Below are 13996 nucleotides of genomic sequence, written 5' to 3' on the forward strand. Positions count from 1 at the left end.
TTAAAATAATTCGGGATGTTATTCTAGCAAAAAATTCTGTTTCACAATAAAGAAATCAGATATTTGCAAATTGTTTAAATGACTGAAATATAAATTGAGTAAAAAAGAGCATAATATAATAGAACCTTACCGTACATGAATTTAAGTAACCGTATAGTATCTTTTTCCATATTACTTATCTCCTTGCTACCTTTTTGGTGTTTATATTTTTTGAGTAACATACTCTTTGTAACACTCTACTATATTATTGGCTATCGAAAACAGGTTGTTAGAGAAAATCTGCTTGCCGCTTTTCCAAACAAACAAAAAAAAGAACGGGAATTAATTGCTAAAAAATTCTATATATTTTTAGCAGACATGATTTTGGAAACGATAAAGATGAAGAGTATCAGCGCCGAGGAAGTAAAAAAGAGAATTAAACTAAACAATCCGGAAGAAGTATATATCCATTTGAATGCTAACCGACCAGTTATGGGTATCACGGGTCATTATGGCAATTGGGAACTCGGCATTCATCGCCTATCCTTAATGACCGATAACCCAGTCCTCATTATCTATAAACCTTTAACTAATAAAGGGTTTGAAAAAATATTTAATGAGATACGTACACGATTTGGAGCGTTTATGGTACCTATGAAACAAACCTTTCGACAGATATTATCTTACAGAGACAAACCGCACATCAGCATGTTTCTTTCAGATCAAACACCGGCAAGATCTGAATCCAATTACTTTACCCCTTTTCTAGGGCAGGAAACTCTGATGTTTCAAGGAGTGGAGAAAATTGCCCAAAGTACAAATTTTCCTGTGGTATATTGTCATATTGATAGAATACGAAGAGGTTACTACGAATGCACCTTTACTACATTGTTTGACAACTCTAAAGCCACTGCAACACATGAGATAACAAGTTCTCATGTTAAATTTTTAGAAAATATAATTTACCAGAAACCTGAACTATGGTTATGGTCTCATCGCCGTTGGAAACACAAGCCTATTACATGATCAAAAAAATTGCTATCGTTATTTTAAACTGGAACGGGAGAAAGTATTTAGAAAGTTTTTTGCCGTCTGTATGTTCAAACACGTATCCAAATCTTGAAATTGTTATTGGAGACAATGGCTCTACTGACGATTCCATATCTTTTCTTCAAGAAAAATACCCTTTTATTAAGGTGATCGAAACTGGTACGAATTTGGGTTTTGCCGGTGGATATAATGAGGTGCTTAAAAATCTGGAAGCGGATTATTTTATTTTATTAAATTCTGATGTTGAAGTGACGGATAATTGGGTAGAACCGCTAATAACATTAATGGAAAAAAACCCATCAATAGCTGCCTGTCAACCGAAAATATGCGCTTATCATCAAAAAAGTGAATTTGAACATGCAGGTGCTGCGGGGGGATTTATAGATAAGCTAGGATACCCGTTCTGTGCAGGAAGGATTTTAGACACTATAGAAACAGACCACGGTCAGTATAACAATTCAAGAGAGATTTTCTGGGCAAGTGGTGCCGCATTATGTATAAAAGCCGAAGCATGGAAAAAAGTGCAAGGATTTGATAAAGATTTTTTCGCTCATATGGAGGAGATTGATTTATGCTGGAGGTTAAAGGCCATAGGTTATAAAATATGGTACTGTGGCCAATCAGTTGTTTATCATGTCGGAGGAGGCACATTAAATAAGGAAAACCCTTTTAAAACATATTTAAATTTTAGGAACAACTTATTTATGCTCCAAAAAAATCTCCCATTTTGGCGTTCCTTATTCACAATTTTTATCCGCTTTTGGTTAGATTTTTTGGCTCTTCTACATTTCTTATTTCAAGGTAAAAGAAAAGATGCAATAGCAATCAGTAAAGCACATATCCATTTTTTCAGGAATTTTAATAAAACTGTCCGTAAACGCAAACAAATTAAAAAAATAAAATCTATTTCTAATATCTATCAGGGAAGCATCATCTGGTTTTATTTTGTTAAAGGAAAAAAGAAATTTAGTCAGCTAGCCGCTAACCGCTTCTCTTAGCAATATTGCCAAACAAAACTATCCGATAATTGTTAATGCTATATTCAGGCAGAAATGTTTCAACAACAATACTGCCGAATGTTACATACTAGTTATCAATAAGCATTGCCGATAAAACCAAAATAAACATCAATCAAATAACAGATTAGTAACATGAAAACTATAACCCTATTCCTCTGTCTAATTGCTTTTTTTCATCAATCATCTTTGGCGCAAACCAAACAAGAAATTGAAGGTGCATGGCTTTTTGAAGAAGGAGATATACAACATACACTCGTTTTAGTAGACAGTTACTTATCATATTCGACATTTGACATAAAAAATAAAAAATTTATCAATACATGGGGCGGTCCGTATAAAATTCAAGCAGATAAATTAATAATTAGCGTTGAATTTAATGCAAATGACAGCTCAGATGTCCAGTCGGAACACATATTTAATATCAAAATAAGTGGTAATAAACTATTTGCAAAAATCGGCAGCAAAGAACAGACCTGGAAAAAAACGGATGATAATAACAACCCTCTTTCGGGTGTTTGGCGTATTACTTCCAGAAAGGTGGAAGGAAAAATGAATGAAATGCCCCTAAGAGATCGGAGAACGCTCAAAATATTAACTGGTAACCGATTTCAATGGATAGCCATAAATATTAAAACAGGAGAATTCTCTGGAACTGGAGGCGGGACATACACTTTTGTTGACGATACCTATACGGAGCATATTAAATTTTTTTCCCGCGATAATCAACGTGTTGGCGCAAGTTTGGCTTTTAAAGGTAAGCTAGTAAATGGCCAATGGCAACATAGTGGTTTAAGCTCTAAAGGCGAACCCATTTACGAAATATGGAGTAAGATGTACCTTAAGAAATAAAGCTCTGAATAGCCAGTCGATAACTATCAAAACCAAAACCGCAAATAACTCCTTTACAATTCTTGGCTAAGAATGAATGATGCCTAAAGCTCTCCCTCGCGTATACATTCGAAATATGCACTTCAACAACTGGCGTATTTATAGCCGAAATGGCATCTCCAATTGCTACCGAAGTATGTGTATATGCTCCTGCATTTAATACGATACCGTCACAAGAAAAGCCAACTTCATGGAGCTTATCAATAAGTTCTCCTTCATGATTACTTTGAAAATAATTAAGCTCAATGGAAGGAAACGATTTTATTAACTCTTCAAAGTAATCGCTAAATCCTTTACTACCATAAATGGATGGCTCTCGTATCCCTAATAAATTTAAATTAGGACCATTAAGAATGAATATCTTCATTAAGTAAATATTTTATACTAACTTGTAATTGTAATCACAAAGATAGTATTTTCACGGTCAATAAAAACATTAACTAAGCAAGCTGCGTGATAGACTAAGATCTAAAACGATTGACAAATAGTTTAACAAGATGAAATCATCTTGATCTTTGCCTCTCACAGAGGAACGCGAATATAGATCGATAGCTTCATCAGCGACAAAAATAAATTATATACGGATGAAAAATGTATTCATTGCTATTTCGTTACTAGTACTCATCGGAATAGTTATTACAGGTTTTTGGTGGCCGCCAATATATTGGTCGCTACCGGTTATTCTTGCGCTCATAATTCTCGGCCTCTATGATATATTCCAGTCTAAACGTGCCATTCGAAGAAATTTCCCCGTTTTTGGAAGACTACGATACGTTATGGAGGGATTACGGCCGAAAATACAGCAATATTTTATTGAAAGTGATACAGACGGAAGGCCATTTAATCGAATCCATCGCAATGTTATCTACCAACGTGCAAAACAAGAAATGGATACTACTCCATTCGGCACTCAATTGAATGTGTATGACAACAACTACGAATGGTTAAATCATAGTATCAATGCTTTACACTTCAATGCTGCAAATGAGGCACCTCGAGTAATTGTTGGGGGTCCTTACTGCACACAACCCTATTCTGCCAGTGCTTTTAATATTTCTGCCATGAGTTACGGTGCGTTAAGCAAAAACGCTATTATGGCATTGAATATGGGAGCCAAACTAGGAAATTTCGCTCACAACACAGGTGAGGGTGGCTTAAGTGACTATCACCTTATGGGTGGTGGAGATATTATTTGGCAAATAGGCACCGGCTACTTCGGTTGTCGGCACCCTGATGGTAATTTTAATCCAGAAGCATTTCAGGAAAAAGTTAAACTGCCACAAGTGAAAATGGTTGAGATCAAACTATCTCAGGGTGCAAAACCTGGGCACGGTGGTATATTACCAGCAGCAAAAGTTACTGAAGAAATTGCGAGAATCCGTTTAGTTGAACTGGGAAAAGATGTAGAGTCGCCGCCTTATCATCGAGCTTTCGCTACGCCGATAGAGCTTTTAACTTTTGTAGATCAATTGCGTCAATTATCAAATGGCAAGCCTATTGGATTTAAACTATGTATAGGCCATCGAAGTGAATTTGTGGCCATATGTAAAGCCATGGTTTTAACCAAAATCTATCCGGACTTTGTAACGGTTGATGGTGGAGAAGGCGGCACTGGAGCAGCTCCTTTAGAATTCTCAAACCATGTTGGCATGCCACTAAGAGATGCCTTGGCTTTTGTGTACGATACACTCACAGGTTTTGATTTAAAAAGGCACATCAAAATCATTGCTTCAGGTAAAATTGTGACCGGCTTTGATCTGGTAAAGAATTTCGCTCTTGGGGCCGACATTTGTAATAGTGCCAGGGGCATGATGATGGCACTTGGTTGTATACAGGCATTGGAGTGTAATACGAATAAATGCCCTACAGGAGTAGCCACGCAAAACCCCCATCTAGTACGAGGCTTGGTAGCCGAAGACAAAAAGACAAGAGTTGCAAACTTTCACAAACAAACGATAAAAAGTGCAGCAGAATTAATGGCGGCAGCAGGAATCAAACATCCTGACGATATTCATAGAGCGTATATTCATAGGAGAATATCGGCAGATAAAATTCTTACTTATTTAGATAGTTATCCATACATCCCCAAAGGTTGTTTATTACAGAAACCTTATGCAAAACAATTTGAGTTGCTCATGACAATTAGTGACCCTAATTCATTTACACCCAACTTTAATAATTTGAATTGGGAAGAGCTTGAATGGGCAAGAAAGCCTATGACAAACTAATTTTGAAAGGCTTACAAAAATTATCAATCAATTGTATAATAAGGGCAATTTATATAAGTTTGCGCAACAATAAATATGGGACCTATAGGTATTTTCGACTCGGGATATGGCGGATTAACCGTTTTTAAGGAGATAGTAAAAGTTTTACCGCAATACGATTATATTTATCTAGGTGATAATGCCCGGGTACCATACGGCACAAGGTCTTATGAAACTGTTTATAAGTATACGTTACAATGTGTGAATAAACTATTTGACATGGGGTGTCATCTGGTTATTCTTGCCTGTAATACAGCATCTGCAAAAGCACTGCGAACGATTCAGCAAATTGATCTTCCAAAGTACGGGAATACAAGAAAAGTACTTGGAGTTATTAGACCAACTACCGAAATTATAGGCCAATATACCAAAACCAGAAGTGTAGGCATTATGGCAACGTCCGGAACAGTGAATTCTGAATCTTATGTTATAGAGATTAATAAATTCTTTCCAGATATACGTGTATATCAAGAAGCGTGTCCTATGTGGGTTCCTCTCGTAGAAAACAATGAAATAGCGTCGGACGGCGCTCGATACTTTGTTCAACAAAGTATTCACAAGCTTTTAAGAAAAGTCCCTGATATCGACACCATTATTTTAGCCTGTACACATTATCCCTTGTTACTCCCGCTCATTAACGATTTTGTATCAAAGGATATACAAGTGCTTGCGCAAGGAAAAATTGTAGCTAATAGCCTAACAGACTACCTAACAAGGCATCATGAAATCGAAGTACGCTGTAAAAAAAACGGAACTAGACGTTTCTTTACTACCGAAAATCCTGAAAATTTCAATGGAAAAGCTGCTCTCTTCTATGGATCTAATATTGTAGCGGAGCATGTTGACTTAGCTTCATGCTAAATCTAGAAAAATTTCTTATCAAAGTTTAATAGAAACAATTCCTTTGTAGCTCGCGTGCAAGCGGTATATAACCACCGAAGGAATTCGAGGTTCAACATCTCGTCCGTTAGATATCCTTGATCAACAAAGACAGCATCCCACTGTCCACCTTGCGCTTTATGGCAGGTCACAGCCATTGAAAATTTAATTTGAAGTGCATTGTAATAAGCATCAAGCTTAATGGCTGCCAATTTATCTTTCCTATTTAAAATATGTTCATAATCGACCATAACGGACTCGAAAAGCTTTTTTTGATCTACTAAAGATAGATTCGGAGCGTCTGTATATAATACATCTAACAAAACCCGGCAGGACAATGGTTCGGCATCTTCATTATCAACAAAATTCAACATTACATCAGCGAAACGGAAACCATGCTGTTCATGCACATTTCTAACTCTTCTTACAACTGCCATATCTCCATTAGCGATAAAACTCTGTGATTGCTCCCCCCCTTCTGCTGCCCAAAAGTAATTATTCCGGACAACCATCACATGGTCACCACCAGTTAGTTCTTCGTCTCGAAACAGTATACGATTTCTTATGTTTTGATTGTATAAATTAGCATTTTTATTTGATCTACAAATTACCAATGTGTTTTCTATACCATATTTATCATAGGCATAATGAAGACCTTCTATCAATCGCTCACCCGTCATACTATACACGTCGTTAAAGCCGTCGACCTTTAATTTTGGAAACTTTATTGTTAATGGCTTTTTATCAGATCTGATTTGCTTTCTAATGAAAGTGGCATTAGAAAGTATTCCCGAATCTTTTTCCTGCCTAACAACATCTGTCAATTCATAACTTAACACGTCATATCCAAAAGAATCCCCTAGGTAATCTGCATTTAATGCAGGGCTCTCGTTCAGACCCACGGGAGGCAGCTGCGCAACGTCGCCCACGAACATTAACCTGCAGTTTTCACCAGCCTGCACATAAGATATCAAGTCGTCTAACAAACCTTTTTTATCGAATGTAATACTTTCATTAGATATCATAGACGCCTCATCTACAACAAATAAAGAATCTTTATGCAAATTATCTGCAAGTACAAACGATAGATCTGGGGTTCCAGCAACTCGTTTTCTGTATATTTTTTTATGTATCGTAACAGCCTTTCGACCTGAATAACCACTGATAACTTTTGCAGCCCTACCGGTCGGGGCTAGCAAAACAGAACGTAGATTTAACATGGGCAAAACTTTTACAAGTGTGCTTATGATAGTCGTTTTACCCGTACCCGCATATCCCTTTAAAATAAAAAAGGTATCCGGACGAGGCCGACTTAAAAAATCTGCTAATACGCTAAAAACGTCTATTTGTTGATCGGTAGGAATTCCTGGAAAATATTGGGCGAGCGTATTCTTAATATCCACATTCAAACCTACGCAAAAAATTGCTTTTTGCAATATCGTTTCTAAAGGCTACTTTTGCTACGATGAGTGAATTATTACGAATTGAATTTATAGACGATAACTTCACGATTGAGAAAAGTGAGGCGTACCAGTTACTGATTCATTGGGGTAAAGCGTGGAATCAACTATCCGTTCTTGATGAGGATAATTGTCTACTTCTTTTGCTGTCATGGCAGAAAAACCAAGAAGAAGATCGTGTTACACAACTTTTAAGCCTAAACTACAAAACAGTTAAAATTGTTTATGACAACCACAATATCTTACTAGTTCCAAACAATTTATACAGCCCTTCTCAAGACATTCATTACCTAAATATGTTATGTTTAGATCGGGAACATCATAAGTTATATTCGCATAGCTTAAACTACTGGTCTATACAGTGCTTATTTACAATTCCGGATGAGGAAATAAATAGCTTAAAGCGATATTTTCAGATAGATAATATCAGGTCGAAGTCGGCAATATTAATCGATACATTCAGCAAACTTCTTGACGACAAAGACAGTTTTTTGTCGATTAATTTTAATGACGGATCTGCCGAGTATACTTATTTCAAAGACAAAAAATTAGTCTATCATAACCTGCAGCCTACTACAAATGCGGATGAGTTTAATTATTTTTTATTAGCTATCAGCCAGCAGTTGGAAATAGATTTATTTCATACAATTATCTATATTTCGGGAAAAATCGGTAAAACACATGAGTATTATCAAAGAATGGCAAAATACAGTACCAACATAATCTTCTTTGATGCGTCTCAATTGTTAGATCAAAGTCTTTATACCAATGCGGAGGTTTTGGTAAATAATCCAATATTAATGGGCTTATTATGCGAATAATTGGCGGGACATTAAAGGGCACTAAACTCACACCTCCTTCCAATCTGCCGGTAAGGCCTACCACTGATTTAGCCAAAGAAGCCCTATTTAATATTTTGCAATATAAGCTTGATTGGACCGAGATTGTAGCACTTGATTTATTTAGTGGAACGGGCAATATAACACTTGAATTAGCTTCGCGACAGGTAAAGAATATTACAGCGATAGATAGTTTTGGTAAATGCTGCGCTTATATTGACTCTCAAAAGAAAAAATTTCACTTAGAGCAAGTAAATGTCATTAAATATGATGCGCTGAAATATTTGGCTAGCTGCAAAAAGAAATTCGATTTTATTTTTGCCGATCCACCCTATGATCTGCCGCAGCTCCCCCAGATCCCCAAGCTTGTTTTTCAGTATGAATTGCTCAATGCTGGTGGATTATTAGTGCTGGAACATCCAAGCACGAAGAAATTAGATCAATCAACATTTTTCATTGAGCAGCGCAAATACGGTTATTCCTCTTTTAGTATTTTTGCGATGCCGTAACGAATTTTGCATACACGTCGATTTTCTATATGTTTGACTAATATATTGCAGTAAATTCATAATTGATCTTATATGGCAAAACAAATCGCTTTATTTCCAGGGTCATTCGATCCAATAACCAATGCGCATCTCGACGTAATCAATAGGGTTGCACCGTTATTTGATGAAATTCATGTTGCAATTGGTTTAAATAGTTCTAAAACACCCTTCTTTACACTTGAGCAGCGCTTGGATATTTTACAGGGAATATTTAAAAACCGACCCAAAATTATAGTCGGAACTTATACAGGCTTAACAGTTGAACAGTGCAAAAAAATAAAAGCGAAATATATTTTACGGGGGATCCGAAATGCTGCTGATTTTGATTTCGAAAATGCCATAGCACAAAACAATTTACAACTAGCTCCTGATATAGAAACGATCCTGTTGTTAAGTAGTCCGGGCTATGGCCATATAAGTTCAACAATAGTAAGAGATATTTTAAAAAACAAAGGTAACATTAAGCATTTAGTACCTAATGAGGTATTACGTTACACGTAGCCAGTTTTCACAAGCACATCTCCTATTAATCGATAGGTATTTTTCAGCACTTTAGCTAGATCATCCTTACGCAACCATTTAGCCTGTGTGATATCTTCACTAATTTGTGGTACTAATTTGGGCGTATTATTAACAGCCATCTCATACCATTTTGTTCTTTTCAGAACTATTATACCTTTCATTTCATAAATATGATAAGATGACATGATCTTTTCACCTAAGTAATCTACCTTAATACCACACTCTTCTTGAACTTCTCTCACGGCGGTTGTTCTACTTTTTTCACCTGGGTCAACTTTTCCTTTTGGAAGGTCCCATTTCCCCAAACGGTAGATAAAAAGTAATTTCCCTTCTCCATTTTTCACCAGGCCCCCTGCTGCATGAATCACTTTTACTTGTTTTTTTATCTCTTTAAGAGTGGCTTTTGGATCTTCAACTAATAGTAAATAATTTATTACTTGATCGACTTGTTTACATTTCTTATAAAGATCAACAATATCAAATGTCTGTAAATCAATTTGTTGATAACCATTAAGGGTGGACGGCATAAAATCGGCTACAATTAAGACCGATTCGTTCATATAAATTTTATAAATTTGCATCATGAATCACAAGAGTGAGATTGAACAAAAAGTTGCTGAATTTTTATTACAAATTAAAGCAATTAAATTACAACCTTCCAAACCTTTTACGTGGGCATCAGGATGGAAGTCCCCAATTTATTGCGATAATCGTATATCTTTATCCCATCCCACAGTAAGAACTTATATTCGTCAGAAGCTTTCTGAAGTAATACAGGAGGAATTCGGATCAATCGGAATGATCGCTGGTGTTGCCACCGCAGGTATTCCTCAGGGAGTGCTCGTAGCACAAGATCTTGGGTTACCCTTTGCGTATGTACGTTCCAGTGCCAAGGATCATGGTAGGCAGAACATGATAGAGGGTGAAATAATTGAAGGGCAACGAGTTGTTGTTATTGAAGATCTTATTTCTACAGGAAAAAGCAGTTTAAAAGCGGTGGAAGCATTACGCGAAGCCGGCTGTGACGTAGTGGGATTAGTAGCGATATTTAGTTATGGTTTTGATGTAGCCGACGAAAATTTCAAAGCTTCGAAGTGTAGATATACCACCTTATCAAATTATAGCGCGCTAATAAAATATGCTTCTGAGAACGGTTTTATACATCACGAAGAAGAAGATCTTTTGCGTGATTGGAGAAGAGATCCTGCAAATTGGGAACCGAAAACAGTTTAAGCCTTTTTATGACAACTATCGAGAGTAAAAGTATAATAAACCAACCCATTGAGGTAGTGTATAAGTTTCTAGCAGATTGTAATAATCATGAGAAACTTATGCCCGAAAATGTTTATAATTGGTCTTCTACGCAAGATGAAGCAAGATTTACCATACAGAATATGGCAAAACTTGCTTTAAAAGTTAAAGAACGCAAAGAAAATGAAGAAGTATTAATTGTTCCATCAGAAAAGGCCCCTTTTGACCTTACACTGTTATGGCGACTAAAACCCGTGGATACTTCCACTTCTGAGGTGATCTTCCTAATAAATGCAGATTTAAACATGATGATGAAGATGGTAGCAAGTGGGCCTTTAAAAAAACTCACAGACTTCCAAACAGCAAAATTGAAGGAAGAACTAGAGCAATAAATTCATTTGGTTATTGACCTACAGAACTAATATCGACAGCTATCGAGCGTGGCGATTCCCAAAAAACTTATAATTACTGATTATTAATCTGTTAATGGTTAATTCAGTCATTTTTTCAGTACAAAACACTAATAAACAGACAGTTAGTCAGCACAAAAGTACAATATAGCGACAAAATGTCTACTTTACAAAAACATGTTTTGCTGGTATTCGTTTTGTTAGTGAGATTAACAGATATGATGAATTATATCTGTTAGTTATACTTAAGAACTGAAAAATGAATTTAAACAATTTTACTATCAAAGCCCAAGAAGCTATTCAAAAAGCTTCTGAAATTGCTGGTGGGAACCAGCATCAAGCGATAGAAAATGCACATCTCCTAAAAGCCTTATTAACGGTTGATGAAAATGTTGTAAGTCATTTGTTAAAAAAACTAAATGTCAATATAAATCGCTTGAATGAAGCATTAGACGAGCAAATTAATAGTTTCCCAAAAGTTAGTGGAAGCAATGTATATCTATCGTCTACTACCAATACCGCTTTGCAAAAAGCACAAAATTATCTAAAAGATTTTAAAGACGACTTTGTTTCAGTTGAGCATCTTCTATTAGGTATTCTAAATTCTGGAGACAAAACCGCTACTTTATTGAAGGATCAAGGAGTTACGGAAAAAGATTTAAAAAAAGCAATAATCGAGCTAAGGGGTAATAGTAGAGTAACGGATCAAAATGCCGAAGCAACCTATAATGCCCTTAACAAATATGCCCGAAATCTTAATGAGTTTGCGGAATCTGGTAAACTAGATCCTGTTATAGGACGGGACGAGGAAATACGCAGGGTAATTCAAATCTTATCTCGAAGAACAAAGAACAATCCTATTTTAGTTGGCGAGCCGGGTGTTGGTAAAACTGCTATTGCCGAAGGAATTGCCCACAGAATTATCAAAGGGGACGTTCCAGAAAACTTAAAAAGTAAAACGGTCTTTTCCCTTGATATGGGTGCCCTTATTGCTGGCGCTAAATACAAAGGGGAATTTGAAGAACGTTTAAAAGCTGTTGTTAAAGAAGTAACAGAAAGCGACGGTGAAATAATTTTATTTATTGATGAGATTCATACCCTAGTTGGAGCAGGAGGAGGAGAAGGTGCTATGGATGCTGCCAATATATTAAAACCTGCACTGGCCAGAGGAGAACTTAGAGCAATCGGGGCTACCACATTGAACGAGTTTCAAAAATACTTTGAAAAGGACAAAGCCCTAGAGCGTAGATTTCAGAAGGTAATGGTTGATGAGCCCGATACACAAGATGCTATCTCTATTTTAAGAGGTATTAAAGAACGTTATGAGACCCATCATAAAGTCCGCATTAAAGATGAGGCAATCATTGCAGCCGTTGAACTTTCTCAGCGATACATCGCTGATCGATTTTTACCCGATAAAGCGATCGATTTAATGGACGAAGCGGCTTCAAAATTACGGCTAGAGATGGACTCTGTACCAGAAGTGGTGGATGAAATCGAGCGAAAAATCATGCAACTCGAAATTGAGAGAGAAGCAATTAAAAGAGAAAATGACACACACAAGGTAGAAGAATTAAGTAGAGAAATCGCCAATTTAGCTTCGGAACGGGATTCTTTAAGAGCCTCATGGCAAGGCGAAAAGTCTTTGGTAGATAATTTAAATAACCATGTGCAGCAAATAGAGGACTTTAAATTAGAAGCCGAACAGGCTGAACGAGCAGGTGATTATGGTAAAGTTGCCGAAATAAGATATGGCCGAATAAAACAAGCACAAGATGAGGTAGAGAAGCTTAAAAAAGAGCTAGAAGAAAAACAGGGTACTGGGAGAATGCTTAAAGAAGAAGTGACAGCGGAAGACATAGCCGACGTTGTATCTAGGTGGACAGGTATACCTGTAAATAAAATGGTGCAGAGTGAAAGAGAAAAGCTGCTCCATCTCGAAGAAGAACTTCATAAACGTGTTGCAGGTCAAAGTGAGGCTATTGAGGCTATTTCTGATGCTATTCGTCGCTCCCGAGCTGGTTTAAGTGATAAAAGACGCCCCATAGGCTCGTTTATCTTCCTCGGTACAACGGGCGTTGGCAAAACAGAGTTAGCAAAGGCTCTAGCCGAGTTTCTATTTAATGATGAACATTCTATGGTTCGCATTGATATGAGTGAATATCAAGAACGTCATGCCGTATCAAGATTAATTGGCGCGCCCCCAGGGTACGTTGGTTATGATGAAGGTGGGCAACTAACAGAGGCCATTCGAAGACGCCCCTACTCTGTCGTTTTATTAGATGAGATTGAAAAGGCACATCCTGATGTATTTAACATATTATTACAAGTTTTAGATGATGGTCATTTAACTGACAATAAGGGTCGAGTAGTGAATTTTAAAAACACCATCATTATTATGACATCTAATATTGGTTCACATCTCATACAGGAAAATTTTGCAGAGCTAAATGATGAAAATAAAGACGAGATAATTGCCAAGACAAAAAATGAAGTTTTTGAATTACTTAAGAAGTCTATTAGACCTGAATTTTTAAATCGCATAGACGAAGTAATAATGTTTACACCTCTTAATAGAGATGAAATTGGTGAAATTGTTCGTTTACAATTTGTGGGTTTACAAAAGCAGTTAGCCGAAATGGGTATACAGATTGAAGCGTCTGAGGAGGCCTTAGATTGGTTAGCTCAGCTAGGCTATGATCCTCAATTTGGAGCTCGACCATTAAAACGGGTTATACAGAAAAAAATACTTAATGAGTTATCTAAGGAAATACTTGCGGGAAAAATAGATAAGGAAAGTAAAATTAAGTTGGATATGTTTGACAATAAGTTTGTTTTCTTACAAGGTAACAATTAACAGATTTCTATAAATATAAAGCCAACT

Annotated in this window: 14 protein-coding genes; 11 read left to right on the forward strand and 3 right to left on the reverse strand. The window is 36.5% G+C overall.

Going from position 1 to position 13996, the window contains the following annotated elements:
- Positions 1-135 precede the first annotated feature (135 nt).
- The 3 genes from BMY50_RS10890 to BMY50_RS10900 all read left to right on the forward strand — a co-directional run bounded on the left by BMY50_RS10890 (position 136) and on the right by BMY50_RS10900 (position 2897).
- Positions 136-1005, forward strand: coding sequence for a lysophospholipid acyltransferase family protein (locus BMY50_RS10890; RefSeq protein WP_093323938.1), 870 nt, complete (start codon positions 136-138; stop codon positions 1003-1005).
- Positions 1002-2027: a glycosyltransferase family 2 protein gene (locus tag BMY50_RS10895; protein WP_093325695.1), complete on the forward strand. Its 1026-nt coding sequence runs from the start codon at positions 1002-1004 to the stop codon at positions 2025-2027. The genes BMY50_RS10890 and BMY50_RS10895 overlap by 4 nt, the downstream gene beginning before the upstream one ends.
- Before the next feature lie 153 nt (positions 2028-2180).
- Positions 2181-2897: a hypothetical protein gene (locus BMY50_RS10900; protein WP_093323941.1), complete on the forward strand. Its 717-nt coding sequence runs from the start codon at positions 2181-2183 to the stop codon at positions 2895-2897.
- Here BMY50_RS10900 and aroQ read toward each other — a convergent pair.
- Positions 2887-3303, reverse strand: a complete 417-nt coding sequence (aroQ, locus tag BMY50_RS10905) for a type II 3-dehydroquinate dehydratase (protein WP_093323943.1) — start codon at positions 3301-3303, stop codon at positions 2887-2889. The genes BMY50_RS10900 and aroQ overlap by 11 nt on opposite strands.
- Before the next feature lie 217 nt (positions 3304-3520).
- Here aroQ and BMY50_RS10910 point away from each other — a divergent pair, with 217 nt between their 5' ends.
- Both BMY50_RS10910 and murI read left to right on the forward strand, forming a co-directional pair.
- The gene (locus tag BMY50_RS10910) at positions 3521-5164 is read left to right on the forward strand and encodes an FMN-binding glutamate synthase family protein (protein WP_093323945.1); all 1644 of its coding nucleotides are present in this window, start codon (positions 3521-3523) and stop codon (positions 5162-5164) included.
- A 75-nt stretch (positions 5165-5239) separates the two neighbouring features.
- Complete coding sequence (gene murI / locus BMY50_RS10915) at positions 5240-6064, forward strand: glutamate racemase (RefSeq protein ID WP_093323947.1); 825 nt, start codon at positions 5240-5242, stop codon at positions 6062-6064.
- Between the two features lie 2 nt (positions 6065-6066).
- On the opposite strand, the gene BMY50_RS10920 is transcribed toward murI, so the two are convergent.
- Complete coding sequence (locus tag BMY50_RS10920) at positions 6067-7485, reverse strand: ATP-dependent DNA helicase (RefSeq protein ID WP_093325698.1); 1419 nt, start codon at positions 7483-7485, stop codon at positions 6067-6069.
- A 62-nt stretch (positions 7486-7547) separates the two neighbouring features.
- Here BMY50_RS10920 and BMY50_RS10925 point away from each other — a divergent pair, with 62 nt between their 5' ends.
- The 3 genes from BMY50_RS10925 to coaD all read left to right on the forward strand — a co-directional run bounded on the left by BMY50_RS10925 (position 7548) and on the right by coaD (position 9430).
- Positions 7548-8363, forward strand: coding sequence for a DUF3822 family protein (locus tag BMY50_RS10925; RefSeq protein ID WP_093323949.1), 816 nt, complete (start codon positions 7548-7550; stop codon positions 8361-8363).
- Positions 8354-8890: an RsmD family RNA methyltransferase gene (locus BMY50_RS10930; protein WP_093323951.1), complete on the forward strand. Its 537-nt coding sequence runs from the start codon at positions 8354-8356 to the stop codon at positions 8888-8890. The genes BMY50_RS10925 and BMY50_RS10930 overlap by 10 nt, the downstream gene beginning before the upstream one ends.
- 72 nt (positions 8891-8962) lie before the next feature.
- On the forward strand, positions 8963-9430 hold the full coding sequence (coaD, locus tag BMY50_RS10935) for a pantetheine-phosphate adenylyltransferase (RefSeq protein ID WP_093323954.1): 468 nt from the start codon (positions 8963-8965) through the stop codon (positions 9428-9430).
- Here the strand turns inward: coaD and BMY50_RS10940 are convergent.
- On the reverse strand, positions 9421-10011 hold the full coding sequence (locus tag BMY50_RS10940; protein ID WP_238383731.1) for an NUDIX hydrolase: 591 nt from the start codon (positions 10009-10011) through the stop codon (positions 9421-9423). The two genes, coaD and BMY50_RS10940, sit on opposite strands and share 10 nt — an antisense overlap.
- A 22-nt stretch (positions 10012-10033) precedes the next feature.
- Here BMY50_RS10940 and pyrE point away from each other — a divergent pair, with 22 nt between their 5' ends.
- From pyrE to clpB, 3 genes are all read left to right on the forward strand, one after another.
- Entirely contained in the window at positions 10034-10684 is a 651-nt protein-coding gene (gene pyrE, locus BMY50_RS10945) for an orotate phosphoribosyltransferase (protein ID WP_093323960.1), read from the forward strand.
- Between the two features lie 8 nt (positions 10685-10692).
- Complete coding sequence (locus BMY50_RS10950; RefSeq protein ID WP_093325701.1) at positions 10693-11094, forward strand: SRPBCC family protein; 402 nt, start codon at positions 10693-10695, stop codon at positions 11092-11094.
- Positions 11095-11371: 277 nt separating this feature from the next.
- Positions 11372-13969 (forward strand): ATP-dependent chaperone ClpB, encoded by a 2598-nt coding sequence (gene clpB, locus BMY50_RS10955; RefSeq protein ID WP_093323963.1) that lies wholly within the window; start codon positions 11372-11374, stop codon positions 13967-13969.
- Positions 13970-13996 lie beyond the last annotated feature (27 nt).

Source organism: Olivibacter domesticus (assembly GCF_900109575.1).
In the GTDB taxonomy this organism is placed as follows: domain Bacteria; phylum Bacteroidota; class Bacteroidia; order Sphingobacteriales; family Sphingobacteriaceae; genus Olivibacter; species Olivibacter domesticus.

Excerpts from the sequence above, each read along its gene's own strand:
- BMY50_RS10925 (WP_093323949.1), top strand. The coding sequence starts at position 7,548 with ATGAGTGAATTATTACGAATTGAATTTATAGACGATAACTTCACGATT.
- BMY50_RS10940 (WP_238383731.1), bottom strand. The coding sequence starts at position 10,011 with ATGAACGAATCGGTCTTAATTGTAGCCGATTTTATGCCGTCCACCCTT.
- coaD (WP_093323954.1), top strand. The coding sequence starts at position 8,963 with ATGGCAAAACAAATCGCTTTATTTCCAGGGTCATTCGATCCAATAACC.
- murI (WP_093323947.1), top strand. The coding sequence starts at position 5,240 with ATGGGACCTATAGGTATTTTCGACTCGGGATATGGCGGATTAACCGTT.
- clpB (WP_093323963.1), top strand. The coding sequence starts at position 11,372 with ATGAATTTAAACAATTTTACTATCAAAGCCCAAGAAGCTATTCAAAAA.
- aroQ (WP_093323943.1), bottom strand. The coding sequence starts at position 3,303 with ATGAAGATATTCATTCTTAATGGTCCTAATTTAAATTTATTAGGGATA.
- BMY50_RS10910 (WP_093323945.1), top strand. The coding sequence starts at position 3,521 with ATGAAAAATGTATTCATTGCTATTTCGTTACTAGTACTCATCGGAATA.
- pyrE (WP_093323960.1), top strand. The coding sequence starts at position 10,034 with ATGAATCACAAGAGTGAGATTGAACAAAAAGTTGCTGAATTTTTATTA.
- BMY50_RS10950 (WP_093325701.1), top strand. The coding sequence starts at position 10,693 with ATGACAACTATCGAGAGTAAAAGTATAATAAACCAACCCATTGAGGTA.
- BMY50_RS10895 (WP_093325695.1), top strand. The coding sequence starts at position 1,002 with ATGATCAAAAAAATTGCTATCGTTATTTTAAACTGGAACGGGAGAAAG.
- BMY50_RS10890 (WP_093323938.1), top strand. The coding sequence starts at position 136 with ATGAATTTAAGTAACCGTATAGTATCTTTTTCCATATTACTTATCTCC.
- BMY50_RS10900 (WP_093323941.1), top strand. The coding sequence starts at position 2,181 with ATGAAAACTATAACCCTATTCCTCTGTCTAATTGCTTTTTTTCATCAA.
- BMY50_RS10930 (WP_093323951.1), top strand. The coding sequence starts at position 8,354 with ATGCGAATAATTGGCGGGACATTAAAGGGCACTAAACTCACACCTCCT.